The organism is Salinivibrio sp. HTSP (genome assembly GCF_003390965.1).
GTDB classification, from domain to species: Bacteria; Pseudomonadota; Gammaproteobacteria; order Enterobacterales; family Vibrionaceae; genus Salinivibrio; species Salinivibrio kushneri.
On record NZ_PXUD01000025.1, the window covers coordinates 1 to 24,411 of the forward strand.

The following is a 24,411-nucleotide window of genomic DNA, read 5'->3' on the forward strand; positions in this document are numbered from 1 at the left end:
GCTTTTTCATCATCAAGTTAGCCGCGGCCATTCCTAAAGCGGCCGATTTACCCCGACCTCGGTCAGCGCTAAGCAGCAGGGGACGGCGCCGATGTCCGGTCACGACTTTCTCCACCGCAGCAATCGCATCTTTCTGGGTGACTGAATGCGTTTGGGGTCGCACCGAACGTTCTCGCGGTAACCGGTGTTGCCAATGACAATGAAATGCGACGCTATCATCTTCACTCAAACACCGAAGAAGACGTTGCACGGATGGCGGCATATCTTCAACGCCGGCGGCAATTCGGAGCACAATGAGCGCCCCCGCGCGACAGCAACCGACGATGGCGCAAAAAGCTTCCGCGTTAAATTGCGCGTTCACCTCCACCACGATATGACCACACTCTTGTCCTAACTTTTGCTGAGCCTGGCGCCAACTCAAACCATGTTCAGCGCTTCCCACAATTAACGGGGCTTGTGTCTCATCAAAGCCGGCTAGCACAATCGCCAAATCCTTATCGACACAAACCAGTTGACGGTGGGAGTGATGGGCTGCACGTAAGATCAGCGGCGCAAAAAAGTCTTCCAATGTGGGTGATGTCATCATGTTTCCATAAGGCTTTTTACCAAGCGGATAGGGGATGATAACACGCAAAAAAAAACGACACGCCAGGCATGTCGTTTTTACTTTGTCATTTTCGGCAAAAAGATTAGCTATCGAGTGTTTGCTTAATCAGCGCTAAAATACGCTCTGCGTCTTCGTCACTGACTTTTTTGAGGTTAATATTCAAATTGTTGCCTTTGCGTCGGTATGACGCTCGCCCTTCAAGCAGTGTTTGCGCTTGCTCTTTTTCAGTAGATGTCGGCGCAACCAGTTCATCCTTAAACTGCTCAATCAACTGGGTGACTTCTCGCGTAATACGCGTCACGCCTTGCGCATCGACCTGTTGCCATAAAGGCGTGTCACCAAGCTTAGCAACCAGCTGTTGTTGCAAAGACGCATCAAGGCCAAAATACAAGCGGTGCAACTTCACAATCGTCGGCCGTCCCAACTCCGATACACTCGGGTAGGCCTGGAGTAGCGGTAAGGGCAGGGCCGCGGCTTTTAGGGCGCCGCTGACCAAGGCTTCGCTACACTGACACGCATTCGCCAATGCTTTTTGGTCACTCACTTCACCACTGTCTAACATTGCCTGCATCTCTTTACCGCGTTCATAAAGCGATAAGGGTTTGTGCGCATTGGCGACATCTGACAAGAATTTAGCATGGCGCGTACTAATGCCTTTGGCCACGTACACTAAAAAATCTTGGTCTGCAATCAGACACGACATGCGGCGTCGGCTACCGTCGAGGACTTCGATACGACCATCGTCAAGCCAACGACCCACTGCAGGATACTGCTGGCCATGTGCTTTTAGCGTTACCAAAATATCGGATAACGCAAGTTCATTCAGAAATGACTGCTCTCGCGCATTCTTATCAAAGACGGTCGTTTTATCTCGGATCTCACTGGCAGGGACTTTTACCAGCTCAAATTCAACCGTGTGTTCACCGGCGACCGCAAGCTCAATGACTGCCGCTTTTTCACTCGCTGCACTCTGAGCTTCTTGCGTTGTCGTCGCTCGTCGCTTGTCTGCTTTGGCAAACAAACGCGCATTTAAATCAGAGGTCTTAATGGCCATTTTTCGTGATTACTCCTGATTGAGCTGAGACCAGTGGCTGTGCAGCACACGCTCAAGTTCTAAACCGACACGATGGACGGCATCTTGGGCTGTCGATAACGTCTTTTTACCGCCCTCAAAGTCTTGTGAGGTAAGATCAAACACTGTGCTGTACGTGTCGGCGCAGGTCTCAAAGGCGCGACTTCTTGGAATGGTCGCCATCATGACTTGTTCACCTAAAAGATAATTCATTTCCGTTAAGACCGAAATCTGTTTTTTGTTGTCATCTTCAAACATAGTCGGCATCAACCGCACAAACTCGAGGCCATGCCAGTCTTCAGGGAACATCTCATAGACTTGTGGCAGATGCTGGAAAAAGTTCACCGTCGACGCCCAGTCAAGGCGCTTTGCCGCACAAGGGATCACTAACGAGTTTGAAGCATACATCGCATTCCATACCAGCGGATCGATATGCGGGCCTGTATCTATCATGATAATGTCAAACTCATCACTGATTGGGTCGATGACTTTTTCTTGCAGCAACTCAACCACATTCAGAGACTGGCTCGTTGCTAACGCTTGCCACGCCTCAGCATTAAACATCGCGTCTTCTGGGAAGGCCGCCATGGTTTTTAAGTTTGGGTACTGTGTCGGCAATAGGACATTACGCATCATGAAGTCTTTGTCTGCAGGCTGGGGCGTATTATCCAACATGACGTCAACGGCGGAGTAAATCCCCTCTTGCTCGGTCAAACTAATTTGTGGATTGAGGAACAGTCGCAATGAGCCTTGTGGATCCAAATCGATTAAGCAAATGCGATAACGCTTTTCCAAATTGAGGGCCATACACGCCGCTAAGTGCACCGCACTCATGGATTTACCGGTTCCGCCTTTCTGGTTTTGGATGTTCACCACCCAAGGCTTATGGGTTTTTCCTTTACGCTCATGAAAGGTCGGCACGTTCGCCGCATCCATGATTTGGTGCGCCTCATCGAGTGTAATCGAATAATGGTTAGCGTTGTTTTTGGTAAACTGATGCCCCTCTTGCTCCATGCGAGAGATCGCTTCATCAAGCTTTCGCCGCGTTAAACCAGAACGCGTTTCCATTAATGCTTTTGACATCGGTGGAAAGAGTTGGTCGTGGCGCTCTTCCATCACAATCTCGACCCGATCAGACTGAACCTGTTTCGTCTGCGCGGCGATGTTGCGAAGGTTTTCAATCGTCTTTTCCCTATCCATATTCTTTTTCGCCTTAACGAGAAATAATTGCCGATTGTACAGCACATTCCAGTCAAAACAATAAAAAGGTGAACAAAAGCCAATCAAATAAAGATCCTGCTCACAATTGTTATCTTGGATGATTGATGAAAATAGCGACAAATATCCGCTTATCCTCACCTCGACAAACCTAGGATAAGTTCAGCACATTTAAAATGTCACAGCGTCACTTATTTACAATGTAAACAAGTCGAATAACCGGAAGCTTATCTTTGAATGGCTAATTTACGGTATCCGGTCATTGAACTGAGTTTATCGTGACTTAACCCTGAAGCAGGGAAGTTGGTTTGAAAAACATCCCCATTTGTCGCTCACCCGATCGCTTGCTACCGTTTTGATCATTTTTCCCGTAACGATGATCAAGGTGTACGGCCTTCATGGACGCCATCACTTGATCATGCTTTCGAGCATAAGCGCATCATTTAGGAAACATGATCAAGCGGTATTATGGGCTAAATCCTCTGCAAATCCACGCGGCGTATATCGCTATTCAACGGAACAATGATCAAGACTTGCTGTAAACGCTTATACAATGTCCCATTGTTCGGAACGATATAATCAAACCGCCAAATTACGGATAACGTCAGGTGTAACAAGGGATCGAGAAGGATCCTATCCTCCTCTCCGTCTCCAGTGGACGAAACAAGGGGTTAGGTCAAGATGATCGAACAGCACGATCCCCTTCATGATCATTGTTCCAATAACCGGACACATACATCCCGGTGACGGTTATACTGTCAATGTCATTTCGATTTGATGGATAAGCGTGAAATAGCCGCTAGCCTAACCAACAACATGGACGCTTTTTCATCGGATCGACTAAAAAAGCGCTGTCTTGATCATTGTTCCTAAGTCCCATTCGCCCGTTTAGTCACTAAATCGAATAACATCATCGTCAGCGATAGCCTATCACTGTGGATAAGATGTGTATCACGCTTGATCATCGTTGCCGTTATTATCTGATCATCAATGCGGTAAGATGTTGATCATTGATGCGGGCCTTACTTGATCATCGTTGGTGCGTGGTGATGATCATGTCTCCGAGACTTTGATGATCATGCTTTCGAGGAAGGTAAAATTATACTTCATAAAAATCAGAATGTTATATAAATCCAATTGTTTGGATCATAAGATCAGATCATCAAATTAGATCAGAATAATCATAAAGATCAGTTAAAAAGCACAATAAAAAAGATCTTTCTTTTTGGTTCTTTTTTTATTAGTCTTTCCCTGGAAGAGTGATCGATTTACGGTTTCCGTCAATTCAATTAAAAATGCGCGTTGAGTATGCTCGTGACAAAGGATTTAAGCTGACATGAATGCCAGTAAACCCGAAAAAATCTTGATAAAAGCCCCTCGCTCCCACAAAGACGGGCATTTGTTTGCCGTTCATGATCAGTTGATTGATTGGCTTGCACAGTATGAACACTTTAAAGGGGTAACCAAAAGCATTCTAGAGCTGCTGAACTTAATTTCAGTGCGGGGCTTTGCCTCTCAAGACGGGTATGTCTCCACCACAGAATTGGTTGATGCGACAGATGGCCAGCTCACACGCGCAGCGATTCAGCAAAGGCTTCGTGCCGCTGTCCAGTTAGGACTGTTCATTCAGCAACCTGTGCGGTTTGAAGAAGGACTCGCGGGCAAAACCATGCTGCATCAGTTTGTTAATCCTACCCGATTGATTTCATCGCTCGGCAGTGCAGGCCTAATGACAGAAAAAAGTCGCGATGCAGTCAAACAAAAACGTTCAAAAGCGTTAGCGCAAACACAAGTTAATCGACAACTACTCAGTGAGCATGGTCTGGGCACGCCCCCCATGATGCCTGGTGAAAAAGATCAGATTTTGGTCTCACCGACCAGCTGGGCTGGGATCATTGATCAAGCGCTTGCCCCTCCGCGCACCAAAAAAGGTTATCAAAAATCGATGGTGGCGATCAGCGGCACCAAAGCGATCATTGAAACCCGCTCGGCTAAGTCGATCATGACAGTGGATGATCTGATGACACTGTTCGCCCTGTTCACCCTCACGGTGCAGTACCATGATCACCATTTGCCTAATTACGAGCTACAAACACAATCGATTGGCAACAAAACCCCCATCTATATCACTGATATTCTGCAATTACGGGGTAAAAAAGACAGTGGTCCTGCACGTGACGCCATCCGCGAAAGCATCGATAGAATTGAGTTTACTGACTTTCAGCTTCATGAGCTGACAGGACGTTGGCTCAGTGAAAACATGCCAGAAGGGTTCAAAAGTGACCGATTCCGGTTCTTAGCCAGAACCATTACCGCCTCGGAGGAAGCGCCTCAAGAAGGGGAAGATGGTGAGGTTAGGATCAAGCCCAACCTTTACATCTTGGTGTGGGAACCTTCGTTCTTTGAAGAGTTGATGACACGCGATTATTTCTTTTTGTTCCCACCAGAGATATTGCGTCAGCACACCTTGGTGTTTCAGCTCTACTCGTTGTTCAGAAGCCGTATGTCGCGTCGACTCGAAGATTCTATGTTGCTTAGCGAGCTGAACCAAAAAATGGCGCGGAATATCGAATGGCGCCGTTTTTCCAGTGATTTAATCCGGGAGCTACGAAAGCTGGCGGAAGGGAAGGTGACCGAATCTGTCTTTGCGGTGAACTTGTGGGGGTATCACTTAACGTTAACGCGCGAAGACGAAGAGAAAAAATACCCTGACTACCGCATAGACATAAAATGCAACGTGGACGAGGTGATCCGCTATTCGCGTGCCAAGATGTATAACGAGGGCAAACGTTCGCTAGCCCCCACCATGCCCAATCCATTGCGAAACGAGATCTTACCCAGCCAAGACCTTGATCAGCTTTCCGGGATCATTGATGGTGAGTTTGAACCGATCCAGCGCAAAGAGAAGAGCAGTGGCCGCTTGGGACGTCGTGTTAAACAACGTAAGCACTTGGTTGAGATTAATGCAGATGAACTGACCATTGTGCTCTCAAAGTATACCTCTGAGGAAGCGTTGCAACGCAGTATTACCGCGTTGTCGGCGATGACAGGGCATCCTTCATCCGTGATCACCGAAGAATGTCAGGGGTATTTAGAAAAGCTTGATTGGTTGCGCGTGGGTGAGCAAGTGGTCTCTTACGAAACACTCAGCCGCACCATCGAGTTTTACAATCAACAACAGCATGATAGACACCTTTCTATTGAAAAGTTGATATCTGGCCTAGCCGTGCGACGAAAAGTCTGTCAGCGCGTGTTTGAGGGCCATCTCGATGGGCAAGTGCTTAAGGCTCTGGATGATATTGCAATGGGCGGGTAGTGACCGATTTTGCAGGTTGTTGACAGGGTAATGACACAAGCTTCGATGATCGACGTAAACTACCTCTCGATACCTTTGTCCTATTGGGTGCTCTGATGGCACCATTTGGCGAATCACTTGCCGAGCGGGCTTTGCCCGCTTTTTTCTCCTTGCCTTCCTCATCCGCTTACCGAGTATCCATCTGTTAGGCTCCGTTGGCGATTCGCTTGGATTTTATTTGCCGCTTTACAGTGTAAACTACCTGCTTTATCCATCCTTTGTGTGAGTTTGTGAGACAGTCATGCCATTTTTATTGCCGTTAGCCGCGGTGCTCATCTGGGCGATTAATACGATTGTAAACAAGATGTCGGTGACTGTGATTGCACCTGGCGCGATGGCGTTCTATCGGTGGTTTTTTGCCATGTTAGTGTTAACGCCCTTTTGTCTGCCCACTGTATGGCGACACCGACGCGCCGTTGGCCGATTGGCGCCACGTTTAGCCGTGCTGGCATTACTCGGGATGGTGACCAATCAATCCGTCGCTTACTTTGCGGCACAAACGACCACGGCAACCAATATGGCGCTGATTATGTCGTTGGTACCAATGTTAAGTTTATTGATCAGTGTACCTACACTCGGGCAACCACTAACGACGCGGGCTGTAATAGGGGCCGTGTTATCCTTCGCTGGCTTGGTGTATATGCTAACGCTGGGCAAACCGCTTTCTCTTTTTCACGCTGGTGCGTCGGTGGGGGATGGGCTGATGCTGGTGTGTGCGTCCTCATATGCACTGTATTGCGTGCTTCTTAAGCGATGGACGATGGCACTGTCAAACTGGGTCTCAGTGTATGTACAAGCCTTGTTTGCGGTGATCATGTTGCTGCCGGTCTTGTGGATGGCGCCTAGTCCTACGATCCCCGCGGACGCTTACCCATTGGTGGGATTTGCCGCCTTGGGCGCTTCGGTGATTGCTCCAGCGGTTTGGCTACACGCTATCGCGCTCAATGGGGCGAGTCGAACGGCGATGTACATGAACCTTCTCCCCGTGATGACAGCGGCTATCGCCGTTGTTGTGCTAGGGGAAACACTCACTCAGTACCACTTGTTGGGCGGTGGATTGGTGATGCTGGGTGTGGCCATCTCACAGCAATCAAGACGTCGGTCTTGCGCGTAACCGTCTACACTCAATAAAAGTGGGTTGTTTGACGGAGGTCGCCAATGTGGTGGTTAATTGAGTTAAACTGGGTACCTTTGTGGGTCACACCGACAAACGGTCGCTGTGACGGGGCAGGGTCGTCACCTATTATCTGGTAAAGAGAGAACAGTAACCCGACATGGACGTGGATGTAACTAACCGCTTAGTCGTTACCTTGAGAGCCGCACGGCGAAACGAAGCCCGTTATTTTTGGCGCAATATTTATTACTCTCGTGCCTGGAAACAGTATGATGCGCCTTACACACCCATTGAACCGGTGTCGTTTTGGTCGTTTCGTTTTGGTCTTTTTCGCCGGTTCATCGTGGGTGACACGGCACAGGTGATTTGTGTGGATAACGAGCCAGTCGGTTATGTCACCCTTTACTGGGAAGACAAACGCACGCGTTGGTTGGAAGTGGGGATCACCATTTTCGATCCCACAGACTGGGGCAAAGGTATCGGCCGACGTGCACTGACGCAGTGGATTGACCAATTGTTTATTCGTCACCAAGTAAACCGAATCGGCTTAACGACCTGGTCAGGGAACACGGGGATGATGCGCTGTGCTAAAGCGCTAGGAATGCGTGAGGAGGGGCGCTTACGCGCCGTCCGTTACTATCAAGGTGAGTATTATGACTCACTCCGCTACGGCGTGTTGCGCGACGAGTGGTTGCAGCAAGCGGCGCCATTATGTCGAATGGGTACGTCATCCGCCGAAGCCATGGCAACCGTCGCCTCAACCATGCACCAAGACCATTCGCTGGTGTGATTTTGGCAGCAACCAATCTTCAAGTGCTGTCCGCGCAATCGGGCGAGAGAGCACATATCCTTGCAAGTAGTCACATTGGTGTTGGCGCAGCCAGCCTAGCTGCTGTTTGGTCTCGACGCCTTCTGCTACGACGGTTAAACCGACGGCATGTGCCATGGCAATCATTCCTCGACAAAGGGGTGCCGCTTTGCCGTTGGGCTGATCGATATCCATGATAAAACTGCGATCCATCTTAATCACGCTAAACGGATATTGGCGTAGTAAAGAGAGGGATGAATACCCGGTGCCAAAGTCATCGAGGTACAGTTTTATTCCCAGCGCGTGAAGCTGATGTAAGTTCTTCCCCACCGTTTCTGAATGCTCAAATAGGGCTGTTTCTGTCATTTCTAACCCCAGACACTGGGGCGCAAACTGGTGCCTGGCGATCAGTGAGGCGACGTCATCGGCAAAAGTGGCTGACTGACACTGCTTGGCCGACACATTCACCGTGATAGATGGACATTGGTTAGTGGGAAATCGGATATGCCAGCTATCAAGCACATCAGCGACTTGCTCGAGCACCCAGTCGCCAAGCTCAATGATATAACCGGTTTCTTCTGCGATTGGGATGAACTCTGCCGGTGAGATCGACCCCAGCGTCGGGTGTTGCCACCGGAGCAGCGCTTCTGCATGGCTGAGTGTTTCATGTTCACCATCAAAAATAGGTTGAAACATCAGGTGAAACTGCTGCTGTGCCAACCCTTTCTTTAAGTCTTGTTCAACAATAAAGCGTTGCTGGACTTTGGCAAGCATGGCCGGTTGGAAAATGGCCAGGCGATCACGGGTTTGCTTGGCGTGATACATGGCAATATCCGCCTGCTGAATGATATCCGTCACCGAGGCATTGGCCTTGTTCACCGAGGCAATGCCAATGCTGGCGGACAAGTTAATCATATGCTCGTCCACCTTGTAAGGTGCGCTGAGCGCCTGGAGCAGGTGCTTGGCTTTGGTTTGTGCCAATGCCAGTGAGCTGTCGGCTTTAAGCAAAATGATGAACTCGTCGCCACCAAAGCGAAACACGCGCTCGCCACTGACCGATTGTGTCAGGCGTTTGGCTACCTGTTTTAGAAGCGTATCTCCCGTCACATGACCGAGAGAGTCGTTAACCACTTTAAACCGATCGAGATCGATAAACAGCAAGGTAAAATGCTCGCTGTACTGGGCGCTCACTTGCTGGATTGCTCCCTCCAAGGCATTGTCGAGCGCAGCACGGTTTGCCAGCCCCGTCAGACTGTCGTGTTGTGCTTGGTGGGTGAGCTGGCGGGTCTGCTTGTTGACTAAGTGTTGTGCCAGTGACAGTCGGTTGGCGTAAGACCAAAAACTGGCCAGAACCGATAAGCCGAGTGACAATACCAATAGCCCGACCAGCACCCCGTAGAGCAGCCCGGTGTGCAAGCCGCGCAGATGGGTGAACCTGACCACTAACCCTTCTTCACTTCCCGCAATCGGAATAGTGATGTCGGGCGAGTGAGTATTTCGCCATGTTTGCAATGCTTGCGTTGAGTGCGTGGCAAACATTTGCTGGTGGCCAAAGGCTTCACGGGCGATTAGCCCCATATCGGGCGCGGGAGTGTCATCTTGCCAGAGTGTGGGTAGAAAGGTATCAAAATAAAGTGTGGTGGCGAGAAAACCGGCTAATTGGCCGTCTCGTGCGGTAATGGCTGCAAACCATCGCACCCCATGGCCTTGCTCGTCGTGAATTAATCGCGCGACGGGCTGGCGCTTAAAATAAGCCCGTTCCATGGTGACGGTATTCTCGCATTGCGCATCCGCGCGCCAACCTGAATACCCCTCTGCCGCAGCTTTGGGGGACAAGTAAAGCGCGGGAAAGGTATCACCCCGCATCACCCACTGGCAGGCATGGTTATTGAGCGGTGGAAAGGGATGATAATGCCCGTGTTGCGCGGCAAATTGTTTTAACTCAGCGCGATTGACTCGAGGTAGCCACATGACGCTATCAAGCCCAGAGCGCTTTTGGGTATGGTTATCGATAAAGGCATGGAATTTATCACGTGTCAGGCCGCCTTCTTGTTGCAGATACAACTGTGCCGATAATTGAAGCTCATAGAGTTGGGAAAAGGCTTTACTGAGTGTGTGACGTTGCTTTTCCACGTCGGTAGAAAATCGGCTTTGCTGACGCTGGTTTTCCAAGGTATAGACAGACCAACCGGCGATCAGCGCAATCATTACGACCGCCAGGTAACGCCATAGAGACTGTGAAGAAAAATAACGCATATAAAGAATACATCGAATCTCACTATCGAGAGAGACAGGGTAGAGCGGTTCGATGACAATCTATGCCTATTTGGTTTTCATTTTTATGACAGGTCGTGACTTCGCCTGCCCTGGAGTGTCAGAAAAATGACGGATTTTTATACAGGGTTAAGGTCGGTATCGATGAGTGCGAAGATATATAAATGTGAAAATGATCACGTTATGGTTAGGGGCTTGATTCGCCTCTGAAGTTTGTGGGCAAGCGGTGAGTTATGCAATTTTGTACCGGTGATTCGATACATTGTGCCTGCTGTTTTGGTAGGATGCTTTCTGGTTCTCTGCTAACTTTCAAAGACTCGTTGGATAGCAAGCCCGATCCACCGTTCCCTTTCCTTTCTGGCGATAACACACTGATTGTGGAGGCGTTCCATGAAAAAATTGGAGAATATCTCTGCGATATGCTTTGACTTAGACGGCACGATCGCAGACCCTTTTGATGATCTATACGACGCTGTCCTCGGCATGTTGAGAGGGTTTGATTTGCCGGAGGAAGAGCCCAGTGCGATTCGAGACTGGATTGGTGATGGCGCGGATTTATTGATCCATCGGGTGCTTACGCGACACATTGATGGGCGGGTTTCTACCACCGTACTGAACCAAGCCCGCGCGTTGTTCCTGTCCTCATACCTAGGCAAAAAACCGCCAAAAACTCGACTCTATCCAGGGGTACTTGCTTGTCTTGAAGGCCTCTCTCAACGTCAGTTCCCGATGATATGTACCACGGACATGCAAACGGCGCATGCCAATAGCCTACTCAAAGCGCTTGGGGTCAGCCACTTTTTTACCCGAATCTTAGGAACCGATGCAATCGCAGCCGGAAAGCCGGATCCCGATAGCATTTTTGAATCGGCGGCGATTTTAGCAGTGCCATCATCAGAATTGCTGGTGGTTGGTGATGCCGTGAATGATGTTCATGCGGCAAGAGCCGCGGGCTCGCCTGTCGTGTGTGTCGATTACGGCTATAATTACGGTACGGCAATCCAAAAAACGGGGCCAGACACCACCCTTGATACTTTGGCAGCCTTGCCCAATATTATTTCTAAGCCAAGCCGGCTTGAGGTGTCAGGGCATGTGTTGACTACGCCACCGGTATTGGCCGGCCCACTTTATGGTCGTGGATCACGGCCGGGAGGTGGAGCACAATTTCGCTAACACAGCCAGGAGGGAAGCGTGAAAAACGAACTCAATCCTACCCATCTACTGCGCGCGTTTGAGATAGTGACAGAGTATGGTGAAGAAATTGAAGATGGGCACCGCCTAGATGGCATCGACGCTTTCTCGGATTATGACGGCTATACCATTTATTTAGCGGGTAACGGGGTTCAGTTACGCGTGGGATTCCACAATACCTATGATCTTGACTATGAGCACGAAAACCTAAAAGAGCAGTTCCTGAAAAAGGTGGATGCGTTGGTCAAAAATTACAAAAAATAACCACGATAAAACCGAACGAGGTACGTGGTAGAGCGCCCCATCGATGGGGCGTTTTTTGTTTCTAGTGGGAAAATGAACGAGCAATCAACCTTGCGCTTTATCCGTAAGGTTTATATTCTGAGCGTGTTAGTCGGGGAGCAAGTAATTGCTGAGACTGCGAAAGCAGGACCCGTAGAACCTGATCCAGTTAGCACTGGCGGAGGGAACTGACACGTTCAGCATACGAAGTGGCCTATTCGGGCTCGCTTTGTCTCCTTCCGTCCCTGATGATTAAGGGGCCAATATGAACCTATCTCCACCTGTAATTCTTACCATCGCCGGCTCAGACAGCGGTGGCGGTGCCGGCATTCAAGCCGATATTAAAGCGATTTCAGCTACCGGCGGTTATGCGTGCTCGGTGATCACCGCATTAACCGCGCAAAACACCTGTGGCGTTGAGGCCGTCTCGGCGGTTGCTCCTGGTTTTGTCCGCGCCCAATTGGATGCGGTGTTGTACGATATGCCAGTGCGTGCAGTGAAAATCGGTATGCTCGCCAACCAAGCGATTATTCGCGAAGTAGCCGCCGTGTTGGCGCGGTCGCCACACTTACCGGTGATTTTAGATCCCGTGATGGTGGCTACCAGCGGTGATCCTTTGTTGGATGAGCACGCCATGACAGCGCTGATTGAGGAGCTGATCCCACGCGCAACCGTGCTCACCCCCAACTTGCCGGAGGCGGCGCGATTAACCGGTCAGCCTGTTCCTACCTCCATTGAGCAAATGCATGCGTTAGTCCCCGCCTTGCGTCGCCTCGGCTGCCCGTACGTGATGCTCAAAGGTGGCCATTTACATCACGTTCCTGAAAGCGTGGATGTATGGATTAGCCGAGATACGTGCCAAACCTTGAGCGCCCGTCGGGTTGAGACTGCAAATACGCACGGCACAGGCTGTTCACTGTCTGCAGCGATCGCCTCTTATTACGCGCAGGGAATGACGCCCATTGAAGCCGGGCGCGCGGCGAAACATTATCTCACCGACGCGTTAGCGCATAGCCAGCAGTTAAAGGTGGGAAGAGGCGCAGGGCCTGTTCATCATTTTTACGCTTACCCCGTTGAGGCGCGTCATCACGATGGACAAGAAGCCTCGGTCGAATAGACGGTTTTTCACCAATAGGGCACCTAAAGCGAGTTCGCCGCTCCTAAGGTGAAGCGGCGGACTGTTCGGGAAAGGCTAACAGCGGGTGTCGCGTGTGATGAATGGTACCCGAATTACGCCGCTGACCAATGCGGTAAACGCTCGGCTGCAATATAGAATACGCGATCGCCAGGGGCGACGTCTGTTGCAAGGTTGGGGTTAAGGGTAATGCCTTCACCTTTATCGAGACCAATTAATGTCGCATCGTATTCGTGCTTTAATTGGTTGAACAGAGTGCCCACATCCGTGGCGCTCGCATTGGTGGGATAGCGAGCGCAATACTGCGTCATCCCCTGTGCCGTGCTTAACAGCTCGTGATGCAACTGGCTGGAACCCGGATCCACGGCAGCTTTCGCTAGCATTTCCACCGACACAGATGGCACACACTCGGCGTGTGGATAGTGCTGTTTTAATATTTGGCTGAGTGCATCATCTTGAAAGTAGGCGAGCAGATGCGCTGAGGGGTTTTTGTGCGCGCAAAACAAGGCCGCTGACAGGGTAATATCGTCTTCGGGGTTATCGATAATAATGCTCGCGGCACTATCAATACCCGCACGGGCAATGCCCTCGGCATCGGTAAAGCTGGTGACGCGCACAAATTCCACCTCGCCAGGGAGCGGGTTTTCCATTTCGGGACGCACACAAAGCACAATAGGACGATCGCCATGCACACCGCTTTGTAGTAGGCGAATAAGCTGGATAGTGCGTTGACCATTCCACCCTAACACCAGAATATGATTTTTCACTGTAAGACTCCGTTTTCCTTGTAATCCACGTCGCCAATAATCGACCAACGCACTGGTTACATGGCCAATTACAACGGCAAATAACCCCAGCCCGCCGGGAATAATCCAAAAGGCGGTAATCCACTGTCCTGCTTCTGTCGCTGGCGAATAGTCGCCATAGCCAACGGTGGACGCGGTGACCATTAAGTAATAAATATAGCGACCGAGTGACTGGGTCATCTCGGTTTCGCCCGCCCAGTACAAAAGCAGCCAGCCGATGATGCCGTAAGCAAGGACCACCAAGCCCAAAATACGCCCATTTAAATGGGCGAAGTGACTGATAATCCAACGTTTAAAAAGCAACCAAAAGGTCATAATGTTTCGCTCATTCGCCGCAGAGACGTCAGTATGGCGGGAATTTTTATCGGTTTACAGTGTAAATCAAATGATTGGCGTAAAATGGATCACATTTCTCTCCGTTTATCATACAAAGCCAATATTAAGCGTTAAAATATTATAAAAAGCTTAATTAGGAGCTAGCGTGTTTATATCCCGTCGTCAACTTGAACAAGAACAGCAAAAACAAGTCGCTCTACAGCAAAAAATTGAGCAGATTAATCAGACCATCGACGCGCTGAATGCAGAGAAAGCTGCATTGCAGGAAGAGCTAGACACCGCAGAGAAAAAACGACAAACGGGAAAAGCGATTGATGCCAACTTATGCCATTTTGGTGATTCTATCAATGCGACCCAATCCTCTCTGGCTACCCTAGCGGACACCATTAACGGTGAAAAAGAACGGGTAACGGACGTGAGCCATCAGGCGTCGTCGTGTGCCGAGCAAGTTAATGATCTTGCGCGTCACGTGCAATCCTTATCCGCGCAATGTCAGCAATCGTCAGAGGCGATTCGCTCGCTCGATCAGCATGCACAAGAGGTAAGCGGTATTGTGAACTTGATTCGCGATGTCGCCGATCAAACCAATCTCTTGGCATTAAACGCGGCGATTGAAGCGGCACGTGCCGGCGAGCAAGGTCGAGGGTTTGCGGTCGTCGCCGATGAAGTGCGTAGCTTGGCGGAACGCACAGCCAGTGCCACGCAAGATATTACCCAGCTGGTCGAGAAGATTCGCGCTGGGAGTGGGCATGCTTGCACACTTACCGATCAGCTTGCCAGTGACGCGATCGAATATAGCGAGCAAGGCCAACAGGTGGCCGATGCGATGGCCACGCAGAGTGAGCAAGCACAGCATAGCCGTACCACCATTAAAGCGGCTGCGCTGCGTGCTTTTTGTGAACTGGCGAAACTTGACCATATTAGCTTTAAATTTGCGATATATCGCGTGGTGCTGGGTGAAGACAGCATGGTGGCAGCAGATGTCACCGATCACACCCAATGCCGCCTCGGGCAGTGGTATGAGCATGGTGAAGGTCAGCAATATTTTGCGCAGTTACAAACGTTTAAAGCCATAGCCGCACCTCATGAGAAAGTGCATACTCATGCTAAAGCGGCACTGGAGGCATACCATCATCAACAACCCGAGCAAATGGTGAGTGAGTTACAACACATGGAGTCGGCAAGCATGATGGTCATCGATAAGCTTGAGTACCTCGCGATTGAAGGCAGCGAAGAGGTGGCGTAACACCGGGATGTTAAATCGGCGAGCGCATGGTAATCTCACGCTAAACCAAGGACAAATGGCCGAAGGAGGCTGAAGTTATCATGACGTCGATTGCATTACTCGATGGCGGCCTAGGACAGGAAATTTATCAACGTGGTCCGGATGTGAGCTCGAAGCTTTGGTCGGTCGCGGTGATGTTAAAACATGCCAACATTGTCAAAGACGTGCATAAAGATTTTATTCGCGCCGGCGCAAAAACGCATACCCTGAATACCTACCCAGCGACGCCCACGCGCCTCGCCAAAGCCGGCCTGAGCGATAAAATAGACACTATTTATCAAAAAGCCTTCGAAGCGCTACAGCAAGCGGTGGATGAGACAGGCGCCGATGTCGATATTGCCGGCTGTTTGCCGCCGCTGGTGGGCAGCTACCTCGGCCAGCCGCAACGCAGCTTTGACGATATGAAAGCCGAGTTTTCTCATATCGCCCGCCTACAGCCTCATGTGGATGTGTTTTTAATTGAAACCATGACCAACACCCTAGAAGCGCGTGCAGCATGCGCCGCCGCCCGTGAACAAGGCAAACCGTTTGGGGTGGCGTTTCGGTTAGAGCCTAATGGCGCACTCCGCTCTGGCGAGTCGCTCGAACAAGCCATGCACGCGGTCACTGACTACGCGCCGACAGCAGTGATGCTCAATTGCTGCGACCCAGAAGTGCTTACCACGGCGATGCCAAAGATGGCGACCCAGGCCGACATTGTCGGTGGCTATGCCAATGCGTTTAAATCGGTAGAAGACATGGCCAAAGGCAGCAAAGCCGATGCCCTGCAAGCGCGGGAAGATCTCTCCCCCTTAGTCCACACCGAACGCGTACAACAATGGATTGCCGACGGCGCGTTGGTGGTCGGCGGCTGCTGCGAAATCACCCCCGCCCATATCCAACATCTCGCACAAACCCTTGAACACTCTCACGAGATCATCAAGTTCTCGCAGTTAGCGGATTAATAGCTCGTTCCCACGCTCCCGCGTGGGAATGCATACCCTAGCCGATGCACCACTCGTTCCCACGCTCCGGCGTGGGAATGCATACCGTGGCCGATGCTCCGCTCGTTCCCACGCTCCGGCGTGGGAATGCATACCGAAGCCGATACACCACTCGTTCCCACGCTCCCGCGTGGGAATGCATACCGTAGCCAATTCACCACTCGTTCCCACGCTCCGGCGTGGGAATGCATATGGCTGCCGCCCCGTCACATTCTTAGCCCAAACATGTCACCGTGCCTTTTGCGCTATGTTTTCTATGGTAAAATCGAGCCAACTCACGATATTTCAGAACACCACATTCAAACGAGACAATATCTATGACAAGCAGCCAACAACGTGCCGCACTACAACGCCAAATTTGGGCCATTGCTAACGACGTGCGTGGATCCGTCGATGGCTGGGATTTTAAGCATTACGTACTGGGTACGCTGTTTTACCGCTTTATGAGCGAGAACTTTGTTAACTACATTGAAGCGGGCGATGAGAGCGTCAACTATGCCGGCTTGCCTGACGAGGTCATTACACCAGAGATCAAAGATGATGCGATCAAAACCAAAGGCTACTTCATCTATCCAAGCCAGCTGTTTAGTAACGTGGCCAAAGATGCCTATAACAATGAGCACTTAAATACCGATCTCGCCGATATATTTTCCGATATTGAGAACTCCGCCAACGGCTACCCGTCCGAATCCGACATTAAAGGCTTGTTTGCTGATTTTGACACCACCAGCAATCGACTCGGCAGCACGGTAAAAGACAAGAACACCCGCCTCGCCCATGTCATCAAAGGTGTCGCCGGGCTAGATTTTGGTCACGCTTTTTTTGAAGACGGTGAAAGCAGCCAAATTGATCTGTTTGGCGATGCGTACGAGTTTCTAATCTCTAACTACGCGGCGAATGCAGGTAAATCAGGCGGTGAGTTCTTTACTCCGCAAAATGTCTCTAAACTGATTGCACAACTGGCAATGCACAAGCAAACCAGCGTGAATAAGATCTACGATCCCGCTGCTGGCTCTGGCTCGTTGTTGTTGCAAGCCAAAAAGCACTTTGATAATCACATCATCGAAGACGGCTTTTACGGGCAAGAGATCAATCACACTACCTACAACTTGGCACGTATGAACATGTTTTTGCACAACATTAACTACGACAAGTTTGATATGCAGCTAGGCAATACCCTGACCGACCCAAAACTACGCGATCAAAAGCCGTTTGATGCCATTGTGTCTAACCCGCCGTATTCGGTGAAGTGGATTGGCAGTGATGATCCCACCTTGATTAATGATGATCGCTTTGCGCCAGCGGGGGTGTTGCCACCCAAATCAAAAGCCGATTTTGCGTTTGTGCTTCATGCGCTGCATTACCTGTCAGGCAAAGGGCGCGCTGCCATTGTTTCCTTCCCAGGTATTTTTTATCGCGGCGGCGCGGAAAAGAAAATTCGCCAGTACTTGGTGGACAACAACTACGTTGAAACCGTGATTTCACTGGCGCCTAACTTGTTCTTTGGCACCAGTATTGCGGTGAATATCTTGGTGCTGGCGAAAAACAAACCCAACACGGACACCCAATTTATTGATGCGAGCGGTTTGTTTAAAAAAGAAACCAATAACAACGTACTAACGGACAACGAAGACGAAAAAAATCCGGGTCATATTCAGCAAATCATGGCCGTGTTTGATAGCAAAGAAAATATCGATTATCTGGCTCGTTCAGTGCCCTTGGATGAAGTGGTCGCTAACGACTACAACCTCTCGGTCAGCAGCTATGTGGCAGCTGAAGACACCCGCGAGCAGATTGATATCACCGCACTGAATGCCGAGTTAAAAACCACGGTGAGTAAAATCACTCAACTACGCACTGAGATTGATGCCATTGTTGCGGAAATTGAAGGAGGCGAGGCATGAGTCAATTGAGCTTTTTGGATAAATTGCTGGATGGCGTTGAGGTTGAGTGGAAGGCACTCAGAGAGATTGCAGCTTATTCAAAAGTGCGTGTTAGTTATGAGAGCCTCAATGAAGACAACTATGTGGGAGTTGATAATTTACTCCAAAATAAAGCGGGCAAAACTCAATCTACTCGCGTCCCAAAGCAAGGTAATTTAGTACAGTTCAAAACGCATGACATCCTCATAGGGAATATTCGGCCATATCTGAAAAAAATATGGCATGCTGATTGTGATGGCGGAACTAACGGCGATGTGTTGGTTGTTCAGGTTACAGATGACACCGTTAGCCCTTTCTTTCTATACCAAGTGCTTGGTAACGATAAGTTTTTTGAATACAACATGCAGTATGCAAAAGGGGCTAAAATGCCTCGGGGAAACAAAGATAAAATCCTTGATTACCCAATCCCCATCCCTTGCCCAAACAATCCCGAAAAATCGCTGGCGATTCAAGCGGAGATCGTGCGCATACTTGACACCTTCACCGAGCTAACCACCGAGCTAACCACCGAGCTTAACGCCCGTAAACAACAATACAACTACTATCGTGAGCAGTTGTTAACGTTCGAAGAAGGAGAAGTGGAGTGGAAGACGCTAGGGGAACTAGCCGAGAACCTCGACTCAAAAAGAAAGCCAATCACGAGTGGCTTGAGGGAAAGAGGAAATATTCCGTATTACGGTGCGTCTGGAATTGTCGATTACGTTAAAGACTATATTTTCGATGGCGACTTTTTACTGGTTTCTGAAGACGGTGCAAATCTATTGGCGCGAAGTACACCAATAGCATTTAGTATCAGCGGTAAAACCTGGGTTAACAATCATGCGCATGTCCTTAATTTCGAAACTTATGCAGAGAGAAGATACGTTGAGTATTACCTGAATAGTATTGATTTGACGCCCTATATTTCTGGCGCTGCACAACCGAAACTGAACAAGAAAAACTTGGAAAGGATCCGTATACCAAATCCCTCGCCAGCAGAAAAAGAGCGAATCGTTTCAATTCTCGACAAATTCGATGCGCTCACGAATTCCATCACCGAAGGTCTGCCCCAAGAAATCGAACTCCGTCAAAAGCAATATGAGTATTATCGTGACTTGTTGTTGAGCTTTCCCAAGCCCAGTGACGAAAAGGCCGCGTAATGTGCCATACCACAGCTGCAACCACCCACACCGAGAAGATACTCACGCAAGCGCATGAGTGCCAGAGGTGCATGCAAACAACTCGTTCCCACGCTCCCGCGTGGGAATGCATACGGAGTGTGAATAATGGGTAGAAGCCGCTATAAAATCACCAAGCCTCACTTACCGCACTTCGCCACGTTGACCGTGCTGCACTGGATCCCCGTCTTCACGCGTCCAAACACCGGCAACATCTTGCTCGACGCGTTGCGGTTTTTAAGTTTTTACTCTTTCACACGCAGGAGCGTGGGAACGAAAGGTTATTGGAAGGACTCTTAGTATGGCTTACCAACCGCCTTTTAGCATTACCCCTGATATTTTGAACCTAGTGGCGGATATCAGCCACCAGGTAGGGCGTTTGGATGCCAGCGGGTTAAACGCGTCGCCGCAGTTGCGTAAGCAAAATCGTATTAAAAGCATTACCGGCACACTCTCTATCGAAGGCAATACCCTGACCGAAGAGCAGATTACCGCCATTATTGAAGGCAAGCCGGTTATGGGCAGTGTGCGTGAACTGGCGGAGGTAAAAGGGGCGATAGCGGCCTATGAGGCTTTGCCGTCCTTCACTCCCAGCCACATTGAGGATTTATTGGCCGCGCATGGCTTAATGATGTCGGAGATATTGACCAACGCAGGCACATTTCGCAACAAAGGAGTTGGTATTCACAAAGCCGGCGTGGTGCACCATGTCGCGCCGCCTGCCCAGAAAGTTTCGGGCCTGATGGCAGAGTTGGCGCAATGGTTGGCTAATGCCAAAGACCACCCGTTGATCACTAGCAGTGTGTTTCACTACGAGTTTGAGTTTATCCATCCGTTTAGCGACGGTAATGGTCGCATGGGACGGCTATGGCAAACTCTGATTTTGTCTCAGTGGCATCCGCTTTTTTTATCGCTACCTTTAGAAAGCGTGATCAAAGACCACCAATCGCAATACTACCAAGCCCTAGAGCAGGCCGATGAACAAGCCGACAGCACGCCCTTTGTTCACTTTATGTTGTCGGTTATCGCGCAAACACTGACACAAAACGCCCCTGTAAGCGCCCCTGTAAGCGCCCCTGTAAATGATATTAATGCGGTGGATATTCAAGGCTTGAAGACGCCGGAGGCTATCATCGCCCTACTAGCGGCCGATAACACGCTCACGCGGCCGCAGCTGGCCGAGCGGATCGGCAAAGATATTCGCACCATTGGTCGCGCCTTGGCCAAGTTACAGCAAGCGCAAAGGATTAAACGGGTCGGCTCTGATAAAGCCGGCCATTGGGAGGTTCAATCGTGACACATTACAACACCATCGCCGAAGCTAATCACTTTATTGTATTAAGCAAATATGAAAAGGCGGGCCAGATAGCAGAAAGCTATCAGAGTGAAGACGCGCTAGAGCGAGAGCTCATTCAAGATCTTGTCAATCAAGGCTATGAATTCGTACCAGAATTAACCCATCCAGACGCCATGCTCGCCAATGTGCGCGTGCAGCTGCAAACCTTGAACAAGGTCACTTTTTCAGACGCCGAGTGGCAGCGTTTTGTCGAAACCTATTTAGATAAGCCAAGCGACAACATTGTCGAGAAAACCCGTAAGATTCACGACGATTATATTCACGACTTCGTGTTTGATGATGGCCGTATTCAAAACATCTATCTGGTGGATAAAAAGCGCATTGCGCGAAACAAAGTTCAGGTCATCAAGCAGTTTGAACAAACCGGCAGCCATGCCAACCGTTATGATGTCACTGTGCTGGTAAATGGCCTGCCGCTGGTACAAATCGAGCTAAAAAAACGCGGAGTCGCCATTCGCGAAGCCTTTAATCAGGTGCATCGCTACAGCAAAGAGAGCTTTAACAGTGATAACTCGCTGTATAAGTATTTACAGCTGTTCGTGATTTCCAATGGTACAGACACACGCTATTTTGCCAACACGGTGAAGCGCAATAAAAACAGCTTTGACTTCACCATGAACTGGGCGCAAGCCGATAATACCTTGATTAAAGATCTGAAAGACTTTACCGCCACTTTTTTCCAAAAACACGCATTGTTGAATGTGCTACTGCACTATTCAGTGTTTGATATCGACAACACCTTATTGGTGATGCGCCCCTATCAAATTGCCGCCACTGAGCGCATTTTGTGGAAAGTAAAAAGCTCGTATGAGGCAAAAACCTGGGGAACGCCTGAAAGCGGCGGCTATATATGGCATACCACGGGATCGGGAAAAACCCTAACCAGTTTTAAGGCGGCGCGTCTTGCCACAGAGCTGGACTTTATCGATAAGGTGTTCTTTGTAGTGGATCGTAAAGATCTCGATTATCAGACCATGAAAGAATACCAGCGATTCTCACCGGACAGTGTGAATGGCTCTGACAGCACTGCTGGCCTTAAACGTAATCTGGATAAAGATGATAACAAGATCATCGTTACCACTATCCAAAAGCTCAACAACCTCATGAAAAGTGAAGGCAAGTTGCCTGTCTACAATCAGCAGGTTGTGTTTATTTTTGATGAATGCCACCGCAGTCAGTTTGGTGAAGCGCAAAAGAACCTGCAGAAAAAATTCAAGCGTTTTTACCAATTTGGTTTTACCGGCACACCAATTTTTCCGCAAAACGCCTTGGGCGCTGAAACCACCGCCAGCGTGTTTGGCCGCGAGCTGCACTCTTATGTCATCACTGATGCGATTCGGGATGAAAAAGTGCTCAAATTCAAGGTGGACTACAACGACGTCCGGCCAAAATTTAAGGCCATAGAAACCGAGCACGATGAAAAAAAGCTCAATGCAGCAGAGAATAAACAAGCCCTGCAGCACCCAGAGCGTATTCGCGAAATCTCACAGTATATATTGCAACACTACCGGCAAAAGACGCATCGCTTGAATGGTAACAACCAAGGGTTTAATGCCATGTTTGCGGTGAGCAGTGTCGAGGCGGCTAAGCTCTACTACGAAACACTGAATGCGTTGCAAAAAGACAGTGATCGACCATTAAAGATTGCAACAATTTTTTCGTATGCCGCCAATGAAGAGCAGGATGCTGTTGGTGAGATTTTAGACGAAAGCTTTGATGTGTCGGCCATGAACTCGAGTGCCAAGGAGTTTTTAAGCGCCGCAATTGCGGATTACAACGGGTATTTTAAAACCACATACAGCGTCGATAGCAACGGCTTTCAAAACTATTACCGCGATCTCGCGAAACGGGTTAAAGCAAAAGAGATCGACCTGATTATTGTAGTCGGCATGTTTTTGACCGGTTTTGATGCGCCAACACTCAATACTTTGTTTGTGGATAAAAACTTGCGCTATCACGGTTTAATGCAGGCATTTTCACGCACTAATCGAATTTACGATGCCACTAAAGCGTTCGGTAATATCGTCACTTTCCGAGACCTAGAAAAAGCGACCGTCGATGCCATCACCCTATTTGGTGATAAAAACACCAAAAATGTGGTGCTGGAAAAAAGCTATCAGGAATACATGGAAGGCTTTACCGACGTGATCACCGGTAAAGCTAAACGCGGCTTTATGGAGGTGGTCTCCGATTTGGAGCAAAACTTCCCCGATCCGGCTGACATTGAAACGGAGAAAGAGAAAAAAGCCTTCGCTAAAGTATTTGGTGAGTACTTGCGGGTCGAGAATTTGCTACAAAACTATGATGAATTTTCGAGCCTAAAAGCGCTGCAAAGTGTGGACACCAGTGATCCTGAAGCGGTCGAGGCGTTCAAGAACGAACATCATGTGGATGACGAGAAGCTGGCCGAGATGCAGACCATTCGCTTGCCGTCAGACCGTAAGTTGCAAGACTACCGCTCAGCTTACAATGACATTCGCGATTGGCAACGCCGCGAAAAAGCCGCACAAAACCAATCCGAATCAACCCTTGATTGGGATGATGTGGAGTTTGAGGTGGATTTGCTCAAGTCGCAAGAAATCAATCTCGATTACATTCTTGAACTGATTTTTGAGCACAATAAAAAGACCAAAAGCAAAGCCGATTTGGTGGATGAAGTGCGTCGGGTGATCCGCGCCAGTATCGGCAACCGTGCTAAGGAAAGCTTGGTGGTGGACTTTATTAACCAGACCGATCTCGATCAGCTGGGTGAGAAAGCCAGCGTGATTGAAGCCTTCTTTAGCTTTGCACAAGCGGAGCAAATGCGTGAGGCGCAAGCACTGATTGAGGAAGAAAACCTTAAATCCGAAGAGGCAAAGCGCTACATTAAAAACTCACTCAAACGCGAATACGCCAGCGAGCAAGGTACGGAACTTAACAGCCTATTGCCGAAGATGAGCCCATTAAATCCACAATACCTGACCAAAAAACAAACCGTCCTACAGAAGATTGCTGCGTTTGTCGATAAGTTTAAAGGCGTTGGCGGAAAAGTATGATTGTTATGAGATAACTTTGGTATGCATTCCCACGCAGGAGCGTGGGAACGAGAGAACGAATGGGCGTAGTTTATCACTGCTGCGGTTCACTTCGCACTCTTGACTGGATTTTATGACATCTCTGTGTGGTGATTTTTTTAGCTCTGTGATCACTAACAGGGGAACAAACTCGATATGCATTCCCACGCAGGAGCGTGGGAACGAGTTAAATTCTCTGAAAAAATTAATGCAGAGATTACGAGTGAAAACGCGAAACATGATGTTGTTACGAGTTACTCGAAATGGCGGGAAGTTGTAAGCTCATCGAGAGCGCATTCTGAATAAAGCGCCCTATGTTTGGGTTTGAGCGCTGTTCGCGCGTTCCCACGCTCCGGTGTGGGAGTGTATACGGAGTGTGAATAATGGGTAGAAGTCGTATCTCGTTACCTCGTTCCCACGCTCCGGCGTGGTAAT

Annotated in this window: 16 protein-coding genes, 1 pseudogene and 1 riboswitch; of the genes and pseudogenes, 12 read left to right on the forward strand and 5 right to left on the reverse strand. The window is 49.4% G+C overall.

Going from position 1 to position 24,411, the window contains the following annotated elements:
- From C7A19_RS04835 to C7A19_RS04845, 3 genes and pseudogenes are all read right to left on the reverse strand, one after another.
- Positions 1–586 (reverse strand): annotated as a pseudogene (locus C7A19_RS04835) (hypothetical protein); the annotation flags it as partial.
- A gap of 103 nt (positions 587–689) precedes the next feature.
- Positions 690–1,661 carry a ParB/RepB/Spo0J family partition protein gene (locus tag C7A19_RS04840; protein ID WP_069360882.1) on the reverse strand — a complete coding sequence of 324 codons (972 nt, stop codon included), beginning with the start codon at positions 1,659–1,661 and terminating at the stop codon, positions 690–692.
- Between the two features lie 9 nt (positions 1,662–1,670).
- Complete coding sequence (locus C7A19_RS04845; protein WP_046076018.1) at positions 1,671–2,879, reverse strand: ParA family protein; 1,209 nt, start codon at positions 2,877–2,879, stop codon at positions 1,671–1,673.
- 1,354 nt (positions 2,880–4,233) lie between these two features.
- On the opposite strand from C7A19_RS04845, the gene C7A19_RS04850 reads away from it, so the two are divergent.
- The 3 genes from C7A19_RS04850 to C7A19_RS04860 all read left to right on the forward strand — a co-directional run bounded on the left by C7A19_RS04850 (position 4,234) and on the right by C7A19_RS04860 (position 8,156).
- Entirely contained in the window at positions 4,234–6,213 is a 1,980-nt protein-coding gene (locus C7A19_RS04850; RefSeq protein ID WP_116644331.1) for a replication initiator protein RctB domain-containing protein, read from the forward strand.
- A 280-nt stretch (positions 6,214–6,493) separates the two neighbouring features.
- Complete coding sequence (locus C7A19_RS04855) at positions 6,494–7,366, forward strand: DMT family transporter (RefSeq protein WP_116644332.1); 873 nt, start codon at positions 6,494–6,496, stop codon at positions 7,364–7,366.
- A 160-nt stretch (positions 7,367–7,526) separates the two neighbouring features.
- Entirely contained in the window at positions 7,527–8,156 is a 630-nt protein-coding gene (locus C7A19_RS04860) for a GNAT family protein (RefSeq protein ID WP_077457030.1), read from the forward strand.
- On the opposite strand, the gene C7A19_RS04865 is transcribed toward C7A19_RS04860, so the two are convergent.
- Entirely contained in the window at positions 8,124–10,430 is a 2,307-nt protein-coding gene (locus tag C7A19_RS04865) for a bifunctional diguanylate cyclase/phosphodiesterase (RefSeq protein WP_116644333.1), read from the reverse strand. The genes C7A19_RS04860 and C7A19_RS04865 overlap by 33 nt on opposite strands.
- A 408-nt stretch (positions 10,431–10,838) precedes the next feature.
- Between C7A19_RS04865 and C7A19_RS04870 the strand changes: the two genes are divergently transcribed.
- The 3 genes from C7A19_RS04870 (at position 10,839) to thiD (ending at position 13,038) form a co-directional block, all read left to right on the forward strand.
- On the forward strand, positions 10,839–11,621 hold the full coding sequence (locus C7A19_RS04870; protein WP_116644334.1) for an HAD-IA family hydrolase: 783 nt from the start codon (positions 10,839–10,841) through the stop codon (positions 11,619–11,621).
- An 18-nt stretch (positions 11,622–11,639) separates the two neighbouring features.
- Complete coding sequence (locus C7A19_RS04875) at positions 11,640–11,903, forward strand: DUF3081 domain-containing protein (RefSeq protein ID WP_074214461.1); 264 nt, start codon at positions 11,640–11,642, stop codon at positions 11,901–11,903.
- A 121-nt stretch (positions 11,904–12,024) separates the two neighbouring features.
- Positions 12,025–12,125: riboswitch (TPP riboswitch) on the forward strand.
- 61 nt (positions 12,126–12,186) lie between these two features.
- Positions 12,187–13,038 carry a bifunctional hydroxymethylpyrimidine kinase/phosphomethylpyrimidine kinase gene (gene thiD / locus C7A19_RS04880; protein WP_116644335.1) on the forward strand — a complete coding sequence of 284 codons (852 nt, stop codon included), beginning with the start codon at positions 12,187–12,189 and terminating at the stop codon, positions 13,036–13,038.
- A 113-nt stretch (positions 13,039–13,151) separates the two neighbouring features.
- Here thiD and C7A19_RS04885 read toward each other — a convergent pair whose 3' ends face one another.
- On the reverse strand, positions 13,152–14,177 hold the full coding sequence (locus C7A19_RS04885; protein WP_077457044.1) for a potassium channel family protein: 1,026 nt from the start codon (positions 14,175–14,177) through the stop codon (positions 13,152–13,154).
- A gap of 166 nt (positions 14,178–14,343) precedes the next feature.
- On the opposite strand from C7A19_RS04885, the gene C7A19_RS15840 reads away from it, so the two are divergent.
- The 6 genes from C7A19_RS15840 to C7A19_RS04920 all read left to right on the forward strand — a co-directional run bounded on the left by C7A19_RS15840 (position 14,344) and on the right by C7A19_RS04920 (position 23,958).
- The gene (locus C7A19_RS15840) at positions 14,344–15,444 is read left to right on the forward strand and encodes a methyl-accepting chemotaxis protein (protein WP_116644336.1); all 1,101 of its coding nucleotides are present in this window, start codon (positions 14,344–14,346) and stop codon (positions 15,442–15,444) included.
- Positions 15,445–15,524: 80 nt separating this feature from the next.
- Positions 15,525–16,427, forward strand: coding sequence for a homocysteine S-methyltransferase family protein (locus C7A19_RS04895; protein ID WP_116644337.1), 903 nt, complete (start codon positions 15,525–15,527; stop codon positions 16,425–16,427).
- Between the two features lie 356 nt (positions 16,428–16,783).
- Complete coding sequence (locus tag C7A19_RS04900; RefSeq protein WP_116644338.1) at positions 16,784–18,370, forward strand: type I restriction-modification system subunit M; 1,587 nt, start codon at positions 16,784–16,786, stop codon at positions 18,368–18,370.
- Positions 18,367–19,548, forward strand: coding sequence for a restriction endonuclease subunit S (locus C7A19_RS04905; protein WP_116644339.1), 1,182 nt, complete (start codon positions 18,367–18,369; stop codon positions 19,546–19,548). Before C7A19_RS04900 ends, C7A19_RS04905 begins: the two co-directional genes overlap by 4 nt.
- A 319-nt stretch (positions 19,549–19,867) precedes the next feature.
- Complete coding sequence (locus C7A19_RS04915) at positions 19,868–20,863, forward strand: Fic family protein (RefSeq protein WP_116644340.1); 996 nt, start codon at positions 19,868–19,870, stop codon at positions 20,861–20,863.
- Entirely contained in the window at positions 20,860–23,958 is a 3,099-nt protein-coding gene (locus tag C7A19_RS04920; RefSeq protein WP_116644341.1) for a type I restriction endonuclease subunit R, read from the forward strand. The genes C7A19_RS04915 and C7A19_RS04920 overlap by 4 nt, the downstream gene beginning before the upstream one ends.
- The last annotated feature ends 453 nt before the right edge of the window (positions 23,959–24,411 follow it).

What these genes read in the sequence shown, in the direction of transcription:
- C7A19_RS04915 (WP_116644340.1), top strand. Translation starts at nt 19,868, where the DNA reads ATGGCTTACCAACCGCCTTTTAGCATTACCCCTGATATTTTGAACCTA.
- C7A19_RS04860 (WP_077457030.1), top strand. Translation starts at nt 7,527, where the DNA reads ATGGACGTGGATGTAACTAACCGCTTAGTCGTTACCTTGAGAGCCGCA.
- C7A19_RS04900 (WP_116644338.1), top strand. Translation starts at nt 16,784, where the DNA reads ATGACAAGCAGCCAACAACGTGCCGCACTACAACGCCAAATTTGGGCC.
- C7A19_RS04905 (WP_116644339.1), top strand. Translation starts at nt 18,367, where the DNA reads ATGAGTCAATTGAGCTTTTTGGATAAATTGCTGGATGGCGTTGAGGTT.
- C7A19_RS04845 (WP_046076018.1), bottom strand. Translation starts at nt 2,879, where the DNA reads ATGGATAGGGAAAAGACGATTGAAAACCTTCGCAACATCGCCGCGCAG.
- C7A19_RS04895 (WP_116644337.1), top strand. Translation starts at nt 15,525, where the DNA reads ATGACGTCGATTGCATTACTCGATGGCGGCCTAGGACAGGAAATTTAT.
- C7A19_RS04865 (WP_116644333.1), bottom strand. Translation starts at nt 10,430, where the DNA reads ATGCGTTATTTTTCTTCACAGTCTCTATGGCGTTACCTGGCGGTCGTA.
- C7A19_RS04870 (WP_116644334.1), top strand. Translation starts at nt 10,839, where the DNA reads ATGAAAAAATTGGAGAATATCTCTGCGATATGCTTTGACTTAGACGGC.
- C7A19_RS04885 (WP_077457044.1), bottom strand. Translation starts at nt 14,177, where the DNA reads ATGACCTTTTGGTTGCTTTTTAAACGTTGGATTATCAGTCACTTCGCC.
- C7A19_RS04855 (WP_116644332.1), top strand. Translation starts at nt 6,494, where the DNA reads ATGCCATTTTTATTGCCGTTAGCCGCGGTGCTCATCTGGGCGATTAAT.
- C7A19_RS04840 (WP_069360882.1), bottom strand. Translation starts at nt 1,661, where the DNA reads ATGGCCATTAAGACCTCTGATTTAAATGCGCGTTTGTTTGCCAAAGCA.
- thiD (WP_116644335.1), top strand. Translation starts at nt 12,187, where the DNA reads ATGAACCTATCTCCACCTGTAATTCTTACCATCGCCGGCTCAGACAGC.
- C7A19_RS04850 (WP_116644331.1), top strand. Translation starts at nt 4,234, where the DNA reads ATGAATGCCAGTAAACCCGAAAAAATCTTGATAAAAGCCCCTCGCTCC.